Origin of the sequence: Maridesulfovibrio sp. (genome assembly GCF_963676065.1) — a bacterium.
Lineage (GTDB): Bacteria > Desulfobacterota > Desulfovibrionia > Desulfovibrionales > Desulfovibrionaceae > Maridesulfovibrio.
Genome location: NZ_OY780933.1, coordinates 173624 through 188632, shown reverse-complemented (window position 1 = coordinate 188632; position 15009 = coordinate 173624). Strand labels below are relative to the sequence as shown.

The window sequence follows — 15009 nt, the reverse complement described above, 5'->3', positions numbered from 1 at the left end:
GCTATGGTTTCGCCTTCTTGGCGGGTCTTCTTATCTGCCCTTGCGAGGCCGGACCGAAACCGTATTCTTTTGCCAACTCCCTCAACCTTATGGGTGAGAGCAGATTGTTTCTTTCTACCTCCAGCTTTGCGGCCAGAGATTCCTGTTCATCGAGTCTTTTTTCCATGCGCCTTAAGTCGTAAGCCTTGTCGACCCGCTCGATGTTCAGCCAGACCGAGACCAGCCCCAGTATGAGTGCCGATCCCATGGTCAGGGTCAGGGCCATGGCTATTCCTTTGGAATCACCTTTCATGGCCTGTTACCCCTCCTCCCCGGTCCTTTCTGCCACCCGGAGTTTGGCACTGCGGCTTCGGGTGTTAACCTCCATTTCCTGCTCTGTGGGCAGAATCGGTTTTCTGGTCAACACATTCATCAACTTGGTCTTTCCGCAGGTGCACATAGGCTGCATGGGCGGACAATCGCAGCCCTGCGATTGGGCTTTGAATGTCTTTTTTACGATACGGTCTTCCAGCGAGTGGAAGGAAATTATCGCGACCCTTGCACCGGGATTCAGTCTTTCCGGAATCCTGTTGAGGAAGGTTTGCAGTTCTTCCAGTTCGGAGTTCACGGCAATGCGCAATCCCTGAAAAGTTTTAGTCGCCGGATGAGTCCGGGACAGGGCTCTACGTTTGGCCGGATAAGCTTTCTCAACAATAGAGGCCAGTTGCAGGGTGGTTGTAATCTTTTTTTCTTCCCGTGCCGCAATGATCGCTTTAGTGATCTTGGAGGCCAGAGGTTCTTCGCCGTAAAGCTTCAGAATTCTGTTCAGGTCGGAGTAAGAACCTTTGTTAACAATGGAAGAAGCCGGCGGCATACCTCCTGCCGGGTCCATGCGCATATCCAGCGGTCCATCTTTTATGAAGCTGAATCCGCGTTCTGCATGATCCAGATGCAGGGAAGACACACCGAGATCGAGTACTACTCCATCAATAGTATCCCAGCCCAGTTCGTTCAGGGCTGCTTCAAACTTACTGAAAGCAAGGTGAAACCTGTGCGCCTGCCCATTAAAAGGGGCCAGACGTTCTCCTGCCAGTTCGAGCGCCTGCTCGTCACGGTCCAGTCCTGCCAGTTCAGCCCCCGAACCGGCGGCTTTGAGAATTGCACTGGAATGACCGGCCATGCCGAGGGTGCCATCAAGATAGCGGCCTCCCGGTTTAGGAGCCAGCCAATCGATGACCTCATTCAGCAGAACGGAAGTGTGAACCTGTTCAGGCTTTAATTTCTTGCTTTCCATAATTTCCTGATCCAAAACAGTTGTCGGTATCAAATCATAACTCTGGGGGGAGTCGGGATGAACCTGTGACGGCCTTGAAAATCAAGTTTTAAAAATCTGTAGATGCGTGTGCCAAGTGGGGCGGAACAGCAGTAAAGGCTAGAACGGGAGTTCGACTCCGCATTCAGCCAGTTCGTCTGAGACATCGTCGAAATCCTGTTCAAGCAGGGATTCGTATTCCCGCTTGTCCCAGATTTCAAATCTGTCGCCGACTCCGGCAAGGACTACGTCCTTGTCCAGTTTGCCGCTTTTCCGCAGATAGGAGGGAATGGTGATTCTACCCTGTTTATCAAGGTAGACTTCTTCGGAACCTGATATGATTATTCGGATGAAATTCCTGAGTTTCCGGCTGGGGCTCTTGATGCTGGTGAGCTTTTCTTCAAGTACCATCCAATCCGGTGGAGTGAAGCCGACTATATTTCCTTCGAAAATAGTCAAGGTCACACAGCCTTCCGGGGAGTCAGAATAAACCTGATCCCGGTAATCCGGCGTAAGCATCAGTCTGCCTTTGGCATCCATGCTTCTATGTGCATGACCTCTAAACTTCATTTTTTTACCACTCAATCACACAGATTTACCACCAATTCCCCCCGTCTCACCACCTGTGTGTGAAAATGGCTAAAAAGTCAAGACCCCTTTATAAAATAATAGGGTCCCAAATAAGCTGTTTTCAATGCTCGAGACAGATTTTGCTACATCTAAAAGCTTATATATACGGACCTTAGAAAGAATTAAGAAAAGGGGAAAAAAAGTTTATGTTTTTTTTAAAAAAAATGGATAAAAATTGTAACCTGTGAGGCACAGGCTTCACGAACAGGAATATGAGTGCTATAGAAAATTTGAAAACTATGATTCTGAGTATTTTCAGACGCTGTTTTTAGCTGTTTTGTACGTAGGATGGGGATTTTGTGCTTTTACGGACTTCTACTCATTTAGTCTAACTGTTCCAATCGTTTATAATTGATAGGGTGTGGTTTAAGTATGCATGCAAAAGGTAGAATGGATGTTCCTGAGGGGTTGAATGAAGAATATTACCAGATCAGTCCCGATATCCTTCAGAGTTTCAATAAGTTCAGACCTCCGTTGGATATTTTCATGTTTAAGGAAGATATCGCCAGAATCACAACCTTCTACAAGGTGGGAGGTCGGCTGACCAAAGAGCAGATCGAGCAGTTGGCTGGACTGGTCAAAGAGGGGCTCATTTTTGTATCCCGTAAGGATCATCCGGTATACGTGAAACACATTTCCTATCAGCTGGATCTTGTCCTCATTGACCGGAATCTCAAGGAAAGCGAGATTGCGGATATTTTTCTGGAAGCCCTGACCATGCGGATAAGTGAGTTTCTAGACCAGCCCGTGGCCGCGGTAATGGAAAAGCTCTGGGACGACCTGATGGTTCTGACGGAATATCTCTGGAACGATCCTTTCCGCATCAAGGCTCTAGCAAAAAGACTGCATAAGGAGCACACTCTCGGTCAGCACAGCGTGAACTGCGGTATTCTTGCGCTGAATATTTTTATTCGCATGAAGTCTGAAGCCTTCTCCAGCGGAGATGTCAATCGTAACCATTTCAACAGGTTGACGGCAGGTTTTTTTCTACATGATTTGGGGATGACCAAGATACCCCTATTTATACGCGAGAAACCAAAACCGCTTACTACAGATGAGCGGCAGAAAGTGGATAAGCATCCAATGCTCGGTTATGAGATGCTCAGCAAGCTTGATCTCAAGTATAAGGAAATAGAATCTTGTGTGCTTGAGCATCACGAACGGCTTACCGGAAAAGGTTATCCCCAGCGGAAGTCCGGTCGTGATATAAGTAAACTGGGCCGATTGATTGCCGCCATTGATTCCTACTGTGCGATGATCAGCAAACGTCCTCACGCTGAGGCGCTTGATCCGCTCAAGGCCGCGACTGTTCTAGCGCAGGAAAAGGGCTACGATCCGGAAGTGACCAAAAATATCCAGGCTTGGGCACTGACGTTAAAAAAATAAATTTATTCCATAGTAAATAAAAAATCAGCCCTCTTTCCATCATGGAGAGAGGGCTGATTTTCAATGCGTCCGGCAGAGTAACGGAGATGGAATAATTAAAACTGCTGAACCAGATCTCTGGTTACTTCACGGTATACATCGTTCAGGTGAACCACACCGATGATGTTTCCTCCTTCTTGAACCAGCGCCCATGTACGCTTTTTCTTGCGGAAAATTTCAAGTACTACCAGCATCGGGTCGGTGGGTTTGAGAACTGTCAGATTTTCTTCAATGTGGCCATCAAGGGAAGCTGAGCAGCAGGCTGTTCCGGCTCTTTTAAAAGCTCGATCCCAGTCCGCTTCTTCGGTCAGGCTCAGGTCTTCATCTTTGAGGACCATATCTTCAACGGCTTTGAGCATGGTCCAGATGGAGACAACACCGCGAAGAGATCCGTTCTTTTTCTTCACTACCACTATTTGATTTTCCGGGGCTTCCTTCATGCTGTCTCTGAGTGTTCGTATTGCCTCGGAAAGGCTTGCAGACTCATCGATCGTGGAAAAATCTTCATTCATTATGTCCCATGCGCGTTTTCTTAGCAGCATTGAAATCTCCTTCTGAAGTCCTGTTATCGTTTGTGGTTGAACAAAGTAAGTTTGTAATCGTTGCAGTATTTAAAGCACATTTTGTAATTTCACGCAAAGGCGGATTATTCAAAATCAGCCAGCAGAGGGCCGATATGAATGCCTGCCACTACTGGATCTTCCATGTAACTTTGGCTTATGCGCCAGTATGCCTGATGCAGATGCGGAGAGGTCATCCCGTTTTGCATGGCATTGTATGCCTCCATAAAAGCGGCCAGATGATCGCACAGCTTGAGAAGTTCCCCGTCTTTGGGGTCGTAGGAATCGTCATTGTAACGGGCATCAAGTTCTTCTGTTGATATTTTTTTGGCACAGCCGCCGACTTTTGCCGTAGCATCGAATTCCGAGCCGGTTTCTACTCCGAGAAAATAGCCCAGCCTGTCCGCGATTTGATCGTATCCGTTCTCCTTAAGGGGAGCCATGATCCTGCTTTCCATTTCCTGCTCTTCGTATTCGCGGATCAATTCTCCTATAGTAGGATCGGATTTTTTAACCGGTGAGATTATATCTCTGGTCAGCAGTTCCGGTATATCGTGAAACAGCCCGGTGAAAAAATTGTTCTGCCTTCTCAGTGGGCAGGCCCCTTTTTCGAGGCTGAAAAACCATGCAAAAGTGGCCACGATGAAAACATGTCCCAGTACGGAAGTTTCCGGTATGCGCGGGGTCTGTGACCAGCGGGTCTGGAATCGTAGCCGTCCGCAGAGGTCGGCAAAACGGCCTAGCGGGGTTGATTCCGAATGCAGCAGGGCGCTTACCCCTTTCAGGTGGGAAAAACTTTCAAGACGGTCTATGAAATTTCGTTCAATCCCGTCCAGTTCATCGTCGGGCTGATTGAGGTGTTTGAGAAGCTTGAATTCAGAGTAGCTGGCGTACATGTGAGAGGCTTCGAGGATTTTCCGGTCCAGAGAGGTTTCATCATTATTCAGGTGGTATTCGGTCAGCCGTTCCCAGAATTCTTTACCGAGAGGCATCAGTCTTGGGCGAAGCTGCTTTAGGACCCATTTGGAAAGTTTGCGGTAATGTTCGGGATTTTCCTTGATGCGGTAGAACACCGGAGGTTTGATATCGGTGATGACTATGCGGAAGAGGTATTCAAATATCCCGCCCTCTACTATATCATTGCCGAGTTTGATACGGTCCTGCAGCTCAAGATGCTCACTGTTGAGCACAAATAGAACCCATGCGGCGATCATCTTATGAGCCTGCTTGTCTACCTCCACCAATTCCATGGGCCTGAGTTTATCGTTCCATCTTTTCATGAATGAGCCGGAAAAAATGAGTTGCAGCAGGCTTTTACGAATTATCGGCATTTAAGTATGTCCTTCAGGCAGTATGTTTATCCGGTTTTATAGTCTCTGGGGGAAAATTATTTTACCGGAATTTTGAGCAGCGGGCATGCGGAATTATGCGGTACAAATTGCCCCAGCACGATTTCTCCGTCGCAAAGCGCTCCCATGTTTTCTTTCAGGTAATTTTCCGGTGTCTCGACCAGTTTTATATCCACCTTGAGCGGTTTGCAGAAAACTTCTCCCCAGTTGGTGCTGTATACAAAGTGCGCTTCCTGCACCTTTGTGATCTCCGGTGGAACGCAGAGATTCAATATAAAAAATCCTTTGATTATGCGTTCCGCATTCAGGGTTTCTTCCAAGGCCACGCTGAAGGTCTTTTGAGGTGGAAAGAAATGCATCAGATCGCTGAAGAGCTTTTTGATTTCTCTCTCCCGCAGGGGGCCGGAACTGATGTCGGTTTTGACCTGCATGTCATGGTTGTACAGCCCGTTCAAGGCCAGCCAGACCAACATACAGTTGAGGTCCGGCCCGGATTCTATCGCAGCCATGACTTTTCTGGAGCCTGAATCGTCCGGATATTCTCCATGAATGTCCCAGATCTTTCCTTTGTCTCTTCTGGAAATATTGATGGAATTGAAAAAATGGGTTCTGGGTCCGGGCAGTGAAAGCCTGAGTATTTTATTTTTACGTTTGGCGAAGATCGAGAAAATCACCCTGCCCAGTCGGGTAAGGTCTTCGGGGGTTATGGCAACTCCGGGAAATTTATCCTGTTCGCCGCGGACCTTCATGTAGGTATTTACCATAAACTGGTTTATCTGTTTGCCCAGCCTTACCACGGAACTGAAATCGGAAAGGTCCTTGAATCCGTGTACCGTTCCTTCCGGTGCTTCTCCGGATAGATTTTCGGAGAATTTAACCAATTCCATCTCTTCCGGACGTGTCGGGACTTTTTCAATCCCGTTTTCGCCTACCAGACCGCATTTTAAACGCAGTGCCATAGCCGTAAGCCATACATATTTCTTGTTGTTTTGCAGAGCAAAAAAAACAGCAAGTTCGCGGTAAAGGAGCATGTATGGATCAACCCGGTGGATGTGATAGGTTCCTTGCCGGACATTTTCTTTCAGCTTTTCGCAGAGTAGCGAATATTTACTGTCTGATGTGTATAATTCCAGCAGTCCGAATTTCATAATGGCCTTGAAGGGGCTTTTTATCCCTTTGACAATCTGCCAGAGAGAGGCACCAAAAAATTCTTCCACCGGAATATCGGGAACATTGCCGAGATCTACACAGAAATTTTTCCCCTTCAACAGTGCAACACGTTTTTTGCCTGCTTCGTATACCTGATCCCGGGCTTCCGGCGGGGTAAACCACCACAGCGGAGGTTTGCCGGCCAGCAGCAGCGCAGTGCGATAAAATTCTTCTTTCAGGATTGCACTTTGTGCGGAACCGGAACTTTCTTCATCACTTAAGCCGAACTGGTTGTTGCGAATTTCTCTGATGTCCATGATGAAAAAATGAAGTTCCAGCCCGAATTCCTTCATGGACCATTCTTCGATGTGTTTGAACTTTTCGGCCAGTTTTTCACGGCTTTCGGATGGCTTACCCTTGAAGTTACAACAGACCCAGCAGTCGAGGTCTGAATCACGGGTTTGGGCGATCGTTCCGGTACTGCCGATGGACATGAAAGATTCAATGGGAATGGAGTCTCTGCCGCCTGCTTTATAAGGCGTTTCCGGGAAAAAATTTCTCAGAACTTCCGCAGTCTGCAGAGTCAGTTCATAGCCGTTTATTCTGGAGCTTATACCGTTAAGATCCAAACCTGAATTGACTTCAAAAATGTTGGTGTGCAGCAGGGCAGGTATTATTTGCAGCAGTTCCCTCTTTTTGCTGTCAAGTTTGGCTGCGGCCCATTCCAGCCTGCGTTTGTTATTCGCTGCGAAGTTTGCGTAGTTGCGGTCAATATCCTTGAGGGCGAACCAGCGTTTAATTGTTTTGCCGAGGATGTCCTTGCTGTATTCATTAATTTTTCCGAATCCGGTCGATTTTTCTTTGCGTCTTTCCCGTTTATCCAGTCGCGTGCTGAAGGTCCGGATCATGGCCTTGAGCAATTCCGGTGATTCGGTCAGCATGTTCATGGCCCGGCAGTGAATTGTGCTGCATTCCTGAAAGTCTGAGCAGCTGAAAATTCCGTCCCTGAACAGGGCTGTGGCAAAATCGGAGAAAAAGAAATCACAACCATTTATTTTGTTTTTGTAAAACAGGGTCTCCCGGAAATCGCAGAGTCTGAAGGTTGTAACTGAAAAGTTGGTTCGGCAGAAATAGGCTCCCGAAGCCGCGACAGCTTCAAAACGACATTTTTTAAAAGTGCTCAAAAAGGTTGTAGCGTAATCGAGATGTGAGGTCTCGAAAGTACAATTTTTCAGGGAGCAGTCATAAAATGTGATTTTATTCAGCGAACATCCGCTAAACGAACAGTCTTTGAATTCGCTTTCCAGAAAAACAGCGTCGGCAAATGTGCAGGCCTCAAAACTGCACCCCTTGAAAAGACATTCCTCCATAAGGGATTCCCTGAATTCGCAGGCTGTAAAGGTACAGTTCTGGAAAGTCAGTCCCCGGCAGAGGCTTTTCCTTTTGTTTAGTTTATGCAGTCGCTGGTTGGTAATCTGGCCGTCGGTAAAGATATCTGGAAGTCCGTCGGATTGAGTTTGCGACTGGCCGAATATTCGTTTGAACCCTGTCTGGTGTTCCTTTTTCTGCTCAATATTGAGCATGATGGGCCCGCCCTGTTTGATAAAATCCACGCCCGGAACTTTTTTGGCTTCAGGTATTTCCGGCCTGAGAGGTTCTTCAAAGCTGCCCCTGGCAAGTATTTCGGCCAGTAAGGGTTTGAGGTCGTTTTTCTTTTTGCTGCGGGAATGTTTCAGCAGGTTGCTGAGAGTATTGCCGAAACATTGCGGATCTTCTTCACTGATGGTGGAATAAAGCATCGCCAGCACAGGATCATGGAAGACATTTGAAATCCCGTTCATGAAGCGGGAAAAATTATCACTGCTCAGCAGTGGAACCCGATTAATGATTTCTGCCCTGATTTTGGGAGAATCATTAAAAGTCTGAGCGAAGATTTTTCCCCGTCCGATACCTCCGAATTTGATCAGGGCGTCCAATGCCGCTTTGGCCAGTGGCAGAGATGCGGAACCGGTAAGTTGTCGGATTTCTTTCAGCAGCTCATCATCTATTTCATCGGCAAATCTGATTACTGCCCGGAGCACCTTTTCCATGATGATCGGGTCCATGGTTTTCAGGTGGAATGAAATATCTTTGAGCATTTCCTTATCGGGATAAGGAGGCATGGATTCGGTGCAGAGGGTTATTTCTTCAAGACTCTCCGGGCAGCGCAGCTTTTCACGGCAGGTTTTTCCATACTTACCGGACATGAATCTTCCCAGTGAACTGAAGGAAAGCTGTCCCTTGCGGGTTCCGTTGCGGGCGAAGAAATCTATTGATTTATGCAGGTCTAATTTAGACGCACGTTCCAGTACTGATTGTGCGAATCTGATCCGTTCCGGCATATCCGCGCAATGTATCACCGTCATGCGGTCGGCTACTGCAATGGCAATTTTGTCCTGCTGCTCGGCAAACCAGCCTTTAACCCGTGAAAACGGTAGCAGTTTATTGCAGAGAAGAATGGCAGCCATATTCCTGCCGCAGGGGCCCATTAGAGCAAGGTTGTCAAGACAGATAGCCACAGTGGTGTCTGTTGGCTCCGGTGCAAAGGATATTTTACCGCCCTGTTCCGCTTCCTGTTCTATGGCTTTTCGGGCCATCCCGAAAAAAAGCATAGAGTATTTTGCTGATTCCAGTCCATCCGGAGGATTATGCGAATCACTGAATTTACCTTCGATTTTGAGGCGCAATTCAGCCAGCTGCCGTTCTTCGGGAGGATAAAGAGTCAGTCTGCGGAGTTCATCCAGCAGGGTGTCGTTTGTTCCTGTCTTAACCATATACGAATATTCTGACCTGATTAGCCCGTTTTCGTCAACAACGCGATGGATTCTATATGCGCGGTATGAGGAAACATATCAACCGCAGCAAAGCGTTCAAGCCGGTATCTTCCTTCCATTTTTGCTATATCCCGGGCAAGTGTTGCGGGGTTGCAGGAAATATAGAGAATCTTTTCAGTTCCCAGCTCAATAATTTTTTGCAGAGACTGCTCGGGAACCCCAGAACGCGGCGGATCGACAATGATGATGTTCGGCCTGGTCAGATCGGCTGGAAGCCCTTTTGCGGAAGCAAGGTTGCCTACAATATAGCGCGTATTGTCCAGTCCGTTCAGCTTGGCGTTTTCCTTGGCTGATTCGACCGACTCAGCAGAAACTTCGATGCCGATCATTTCTTTCACATCCCCGGCCATGAAAAGTCCGATTCCGCCAGAGCCGCAGAAAAGATCCCAGACCACATCGTCCGGCTTTGGATCAGCCAGCTCAACGCTCTTGCGGTATAGTTTTTCCGCACCCTTGGAATTTGTCTGGAAGAACGCGTTGGGGGTGATGCGGTAATTGATCGCAGTACCATCAGCGCGGGACAGCTTTTCGGTTATGTACTCCTGCCCGGTAACGGAAATAAGTCTTTCACCAGTGGCGAGGTCAGCGCGTCCTTTGCGGGTAGAGTGCGCGAAACTTTTCAGTTGCGGAAAGTTCTCGGAAAGAAGTTTACCCAGCCCTTTGATTGCATGGTGTGATTTGGCCGGAGCTGTGATGAGGTGAACCATCATTTCCCCGCTATGATGTGAGAAACGGACGACCAGTTTGCGCCAGTATCCACCGCGGTTGTGAAGGTAGCTGCCTATCCCGGTGCCGGCGCAGTAATCCCGGACCATCTTCGGCAGGCCGGCACATTGTTCAGGGAGCAGGGGACAGCTGTCTATATTCAGCACTTCCCTTTCTGAACCGCGCAGCTTGAATCCGAGCTTGAGGGAATCGCCGATGCCGTGAAATGAAAATTCCATCTTGTTGCGGTACCCGTATTCCAGAGGTGAAGGCTGAGCTTTATCGTCCATGCCCGGTGTGTTTTCCGGGATTTTGCCGATGCGTTGCAGGGTTTCGCAGACCTGCCGGCCTTTCCAGTAGACCTGAGCCTCGTAATTCATATCCTGATGCAGGCACCCTCCGCAGGTTCCGAAATATTCGCATGCCGGAGTCTTTTCTGCCTCAGCATGATTGATTACTTCGCTCCGTCTGGCTTCAGCGAATCTTTTTTTGAGCTTGGTTATCTCGCAAAGAACTGTCTGACCCGGAACGACTCCTTCCACAAAAAGGGTCAATCCTTCATACCGACCGATACCCCTTCCCCCGAAGGCCAGTGATTCGATTACGGTCTCAACAGTATCGCCCTTCTGGATGGGCTTGGTTTCACTACTCATATTTGACAGTTCTCCTTTGACCGCTGTAGGTTCCGGTCTATGATTGATAAGGCAACAGCACTTGAATCGGTTTTGCGGAAGTTAAAAAAACTCCCTGTGGGCCACTGCATAGACCTGCGGACTTACAAACGCAACCGTTCCCTGTTAATTTTGCACGTTCGGACCCATGAATATATTATTTACGAAGACGGTTATGAAACAATTGAGCACCTGTCCGCATTGAAGGGCATGAAAAAGCTATTAAAAACATTGTTTAAAAGGGAATTTCCGCGAAGTAATAAAATCCGTATGTATGAGCTGGGCGAGTATAACGAGGAAAAGCACCGTCGCGAAATGAAGAAGCTGTAGAGGACTACAGTTATTATTTTTTACTTCATTTCCAAGGGGAAAGCTTGCCACCGACCCGAAATCTGCATAAAGGTAACATGCATTGTACTAAATTGGGCAGGAGAGATTAATGATCAAATATTTTATTTTGTGGCAGCTTTTGTTGGTTGTGATTGCGGTCCCTTCCTTTGCGCAGGATGAAGCTCAGAACAAAACGGATGTAGTTTCTTCTACATACGAAACAATCGTGATTCCCGCTGATTATAAAGAAACAGGCGTGGCTTCATGGTACGGGGAGAGCTTTCAGGGAAAGCTGACTGCCAGTGGTGAGCCATATGATATGGAAAAAATGACCGCTGCCCATAACTATCTGCCGCTGGGAGTAAAGGTTAATGTTACCAACCTCGGCAATAAAAAGACGGTTGCTGTAACCATCAATGATCGGGGTCCCTTTGTGCCGGAACGCATCATCGATCTTTCCCGCGCCGCTGCCCGGAAGCTTGGCTTCATTGATTCCGGCAAGGCCAAGGTGCTTATTGAACCCTATCGCCCGGAACCGGAAACTCAAATCACGACGTCTGTTCCGGCCGGTGTGCATAAGAATCTTTACGGCGCGTTTTATATTCAGGCCGGGGCATACAAGGTTAAGACCAATGCCGACCGCCTTGTTGAAAGGCTTAACAAATCCGGCTTTCATAACACACGCATCGTCCGCGTGGTCACTGACAGCGCCCAGATATTCAAGGTCCAGCTTGGTATGTACAAGACATTGGATAGTGCCCGGAAAGAGCATCTCTCGTTGGGAAAAGGTTTCCCCGGTTCTTTTATACTGGCTGATGTTATTCAGGACTGACTTTTTTTTATTTTCAAATAAAGAATCCCGCGGCACGATGTGTCGCGGGATTCTTTATTTTGGGGGTATATTTTATTTTAAAGGCTTATCATTCTTGTTGTCTTCGACCTCAACATCAATGATGTCATGATCAATTCTTTGCCTGGGTTGATCCTGATTGGTCCATGCCGTGAATTCTGAATTGTGGTGGACTACATGAATATTCGGGTTGTTTTTCATGTTCTCAAATTGAGCCCTGAGCATTCGCTTGAAATATCCGCGTGTGACCGGGAAAAGGATGAGCAGGCCGAATATATCGGTCATGAATCCGGGGGTCAGCAGAACCAGACCCGCCAGAAAGATCAGCACCGCGTCGAGGATATCTTCGGCGGGCATGATGCCTTTATTCAGATTTTCTTGCACCTTCTGCATGGTGGCCACGCCTTGTGATTTAGCAAGGGCCGCACCCACAAAAGCTGTCAGTAGACAAAGAGCGATGGCATTCAGTGTGCCGATTTTTGAGCCGATCTGTACCAGAATGTAGAGGTCGATCAGAGGAATAAGAACAAAACCCAGAAAAATTTTAGCGAACATAAAAAACAAACTCCCGTTCTTAAATATCTTAACCCGTGCTTTGGAAAATAAGCATGATTCCCATGAAGACAAGCAGGATCATGATTATTCTTTTGTAAAGGTCTTCCGAGACCTTTCCTGCAAGCCTGTGTCCGAAAAAGACTCCCGCCAGAACCGGTAACAGGGATACAAGGAAGAGCTGGAAGGCATAGAGTGTTGTGAGTCCACTGATCAGATGTCCCAGAGCCGCCATTGCGGCAGAAACCAGAAAGAATCCCGAGAGTGTGGCCTTGAAGTCTTCTTTTCTCCAGCCCATGAGGGATGAGTAAATAATTGTGGGCGGTCCCCCTGCGCTGACAGACGCGGCTATAGCTCCGGTCAGGAATCCGGAAATATATCCCCAGACCGGATTCAGCTTTAGAATGATGGGTCTTACCAGCAGGGAGTAGCCAGCGTACCCGGCCACCAGGAATCCGAGGAAAAAAGTTATGAGGTGCCCGTCCACTTCCTTCAGGGCGATGGTTCCGAAAATTGTTCCGGGAATGCTGCCAATAATTAGTGGCATGATTTTGCGCGAATCCATGTTCGAGCGCAGGTTGCAGCACATTCTCAGGTTGATGATGACTGCGCAAAGAGTGCAGACCGCTACCGCTGTTTTAATATTGAGAATGAAAGCGAGTAAAGGCATGGCTATCAGAGCGGAACCAAATCCGGTAAGACCTTGGAGAAGGCCTGCGAGGAGGAAAATTGCAGGTACAAGCAGGAAAGGTGACATGATTTTATCTTTTGCGCAGGGTGAGCATGGTTAGGTTCTCCGGAATATTATCTTCAGCAATAATTTCAGATTTCCTAACCCTACATATTATATCAATGTTGGAGCGCTGGTCTTTACGGATTTCAACTTTTACGGTCATACCGGGCTCAAGATTCTGAAGGCGTGAACTCACCTCCTTGAATCCTGTTCAGCAGTCTTTCCAACAAATGATTGAGTTGTTGTTCATGTAAAAAAAAAGGCCGGGCACTACTAAGGAATGCCCGGCCGTTTTGATAATTATTTTTTATTTTTCATGGCTTCCTGAAGCTTGTCACCGAGCAGGCCGCCGAAACCACCGGTACCACCTGAGGTGGAGGTAGATTTGGGAGCTGATTTGCGTGGTGCGGGCTTTTTGGGAGCTGATTTGGCGTATTCTTTCCAGTCGCTGTCGCCGGATTCTTTTTTCGCTTCACCTGCGGTGAGAGTAACCTTGCGGTCTGTGGGGTTAATCTCTTCGATGGAGATGGTCACCTTGTCACCGGGTTTGAGAGCTTCAAGTTCAGCCTGTTTGCCGGAGCGGGTGATGCGTGACATGGGCAGCAGACCGGTGATGCCGGGGGCGAGGTTGATAAAGATACCGAATTCAGCGCGGTTCTCAACGGTTCCTTCAACTTCCTGACCGACTTTAAAGGTATCTTCCATATCCATCCACGGATCACCTGCAGCGTCTTTCATGGAAAGGCTGATGCGGCGTTTTACCGGGTCGATATCTTTAACCATGACAGCAACTTCCTGACCGGGGGAGACTTCATCTTCCGGTTTGTGGACGCGCTTGGTGTAGCTCATTTCGGAAATGTGGACCAGACCTTCGATACCGGGAGCGATTTCAACGAAAGCACCGAAGTCGGCACAGCGAACAACAGTTCCGTTGATCTTGTCGCCGGCTTTGAATTTGTCGCCGATTTCATCCCAGGGGTCAGCCTGAAGCTGTTTAAGGGAAAGGCCGATTTTGAGACCCTTACCGTCTTTACGCGGCTCCATGGAAAGGATGCGTACGGTAATTTCATCACCGGGCTGGACGATGTCTTCGGGTTTTGCGGAACGGGACCAGCTCAGTTCAGAAACGTGAACCATGCCCTCTACGCCGGGAGTAAGCTCAACAAATGCGCCGAAGGGCATCAGTTTGGTTACTTTACCTTCCATTACTGCGTCAGGCTGGACGTCCTGCATGAACTGTTCGCGGGCTTTTTCCTGTTCCTGTTCGAGAAGCACCCTTCTGGAAACAACAATGTTGCGACCGTTTTCTTCGAACTTGATGACCTGAAAATTGTGGGTGCTGCCAACGAAAGCTTCAGCGTCTTCGACAAAAGTGGAGTCGATCTGGCTGACCGGGCAGAAAACCTTACGGTGCATCATTTTAACTCTGAAACCGCCTTTGCAGGTTTCTTCAACCTTTCCTTCGACCGGGACTTTGTTTTCATATGCTTCGCGCAGCATATTCAGTCCACCAGCGCCGGACATGGCTTTGGAAAGGACGATTTCATTGTTGTTCATGGAAATAACGTAAAGTTCTACGGTATCTCCGTCTTTAACGGTCAGTCCGCCTTCTTCGTCGGTCAGTTCATCACGGTCGACAACTCCGTCAACCTTGGACCCGGTGTCTACGAAGACAGAGTCTTTGGTGATGGAAATGACGGTACCTTTGATCTGGTCTCCGACCTGAAGGTTATCGTTGGATTCGGACTGGAAGGCTTCAAACAGTTCGGCAAAGTTTTCTTCGCCAGTTGTTTCCAAGTTTTTCTCGGACATGCTCTTGATTCTCCTGAAAGGGCAAATTGGTCCCGGCAAGGTAGGATTTTTATAGTGCCGTAGACAATGGGAACCTAAC

At 48.0% G+C, this 15009-nt stretch carries 14 protein-coding genes; 3 read left to right on the top strand and 11 right to left on the bottom strand.

The window, feature by feature from the left end; translation table 11 throughout:
* Position 1: 1 nt before the first annotated feature.
* From ACKU35_RS00840 to mraZ, 3 genes are all read right to left on the bottom strand, one after another.
* On the bottom strand, positions 2–292 hold the full coding sequence (locus tag ACKU35_RS00840; RefSeq protein WP_319762203.1) for a hypothetical protein: 291 nt from the start codon (positions 290–292) through the stop codon (positions 2–4).
* Positions 293–298: 6 nt separating this feature from the next.
* The gene (gene rsmH, locus ACKU35_RS00835; protein WP_319765318.1) at positions 299–1273 is read right to left on the bottom strand and encodes a 16S rRNA (cytosine(1402)-N(4))-methyltransferase RsmH; all 975 of its coding nucleotides are present in this window, start codon (positions 1271–1273) and stop codon (positions 299–301) included.
* Between the two features lie 138 nt (positions 1274–1411).
* Entirely contained in the window at positions 1412–1861 is a 450-nt protein-coding gene (gene mraZ / locus ACKU35_RS00830) for a division/cell wall cluster transcriptional repressor MraZ (protein WP_319762201.1), read from the bottom strand.
* 432 nt (positions 1862–2293) lie between these two features.
* Between mraZ and ACKU35_RS00825 the strand changes: the two genes are divergently transcribed.
* Positions 2294–3307, top strand: a complete 1014-nt coding sequence (locus ACKU35_RS00825; RefSeq protein WP_319762199.1) for an HD domain-containing phosphohydrolase — start codon at positions 2294–2296, stop codon at positions 3305–3307.
* 95 nt (positions 3308–3402) lie between these two features.
* On the opposite strand, the gene ACKU35_RS00820 is transcribed toward ACKU35_RS00825, so the two are convergent.
* From ACKU35_RS00820 to rlmD, 4 genes are all read right to left on the bottom strand, one after another.
* Positions 3403–3888, bottom strand: coding sequence for a CBS domain-containing protein (locus ACKU35_RS00820; protein WP_319762197.1), 486 nt, complete (start codon positions 3886–3888; stop codon positions 3403–3405).
* 104 nt (positions 3889–3992) lie between these two features.
* A complete protein-coding gene (locus tag ACKU35_RS00815; RefSeq protein WP_319762195.1) occupies positions 3993–5237 on the bottom strand; it encodes an HD domain-containing protein in 1245 nt (414 codons plus the stop codon).
* A gap of 56 nt (positions 5238–5293) precedes the next feature.
* A complete protein-coding gene (locus ACKU35_RS00810; protein WP_319762193.1) occupies positions 5294–9217 on the bottom strand; it encodes a class I adenylate cyclase in 3924 nt (1307 codons plus the stop codon).
* 20 nt (positions 9218–9237) lie between these two features.
* Positions 9238–10635, bottom strand: a complete 1398-nt coding sequence (gene rlmD, locus ACKU35_RS00805; RefSeq protein WP_319762191.1) for a 23S rRNA (uracil(1939)-C(5))-methyltransferase RlmD — start codon at positions 10633–10635, stop codon at positions 9238–9240.
* Positions 10636–10674: 39 nt separating this feature from the next.
* Here rlmD and ACKU35_RS00800 point away from each other — a divergent pair, with 39 nt between their 5' ends.
* On the top strand, positions 10675–10983 hold the full coding sequence (locus ACKU35_RS00800) for a hypothetical protein (RefSeq protein WP_319762189.1): 309 nt from the start codon (positions 10675–10677) through the stop codon (positions 10981–10983).
* A 109-nt stretch (positions 10984–11092) separates the two neighbouring features.
* Complete coding sequence (locus ACKU35_RS00795) at positions 11093–11815, top strand: septal ring lytic transglycosylase RlpA family protein (RefSeq protein ID WP_319762187.1); 723 nt, start codon at positions 11093–11095, stop codon at positions 11813–11815.
* A 72-nt stretch (positions 11816–11887) separates the two neighbouring features.
* On the opposite strand, the gene ACKU35_RS00790 is transcribed toward ACKU35_RS00795, so the two are convergent.
* The 4 genes from ACKU35_RS00790 to ACKU35_RS00775 form a co-directional block, all read right to left on the bottom strand.
* Positions 11888–12388: an FxsA family protein gene (locus tag ACKU35_RS00790; protein ID WP_319762185.1), complete on the bottom strand. Its 501-nt coding sequence runs from the start codon at positions 12386–12388 to the stop codon at positions 11888–11890.
* Between the two features lie 28 nt (positions 12389–12416).
* Complete coding sequence (locus ACKU35_RS00785) at positions 12417–13142, bottom strand: sulfite exporter TauE/SafE family protein (protein WP_319762183.1); 726 nt, start codon at positions 13140–13142, stop codon at positions 12417–12419.
* Positions 13143–13146: 4 nt separating this feature from the next.
* Positions 13147–13314, bottom strand: coding sequence for a hypothetical protein (locus tag ACKU35_RS00780; RefSeq protein ID WP_319762181.1), 168 nt, complete (start codon positions 13312–13314; stop codon positions 13147–13149).
* A 104-nt stretch (positions 13315–13418) separates the two neighbouring features.
* The gene (locus ACKU35_RS00775) at positions 13419–14930 is read right to left on the bottom strand and encodes a 30S ribosomal protein S1 (protein WP_319762179.1); all 1512 of its coding nucleotides are present in this window, start codon (positions 14928–14930) and stop codon (positions 13419–13421) included.
* Between the last annotated feature and the right edge of the window lie 79 nt (positions 14931–15009).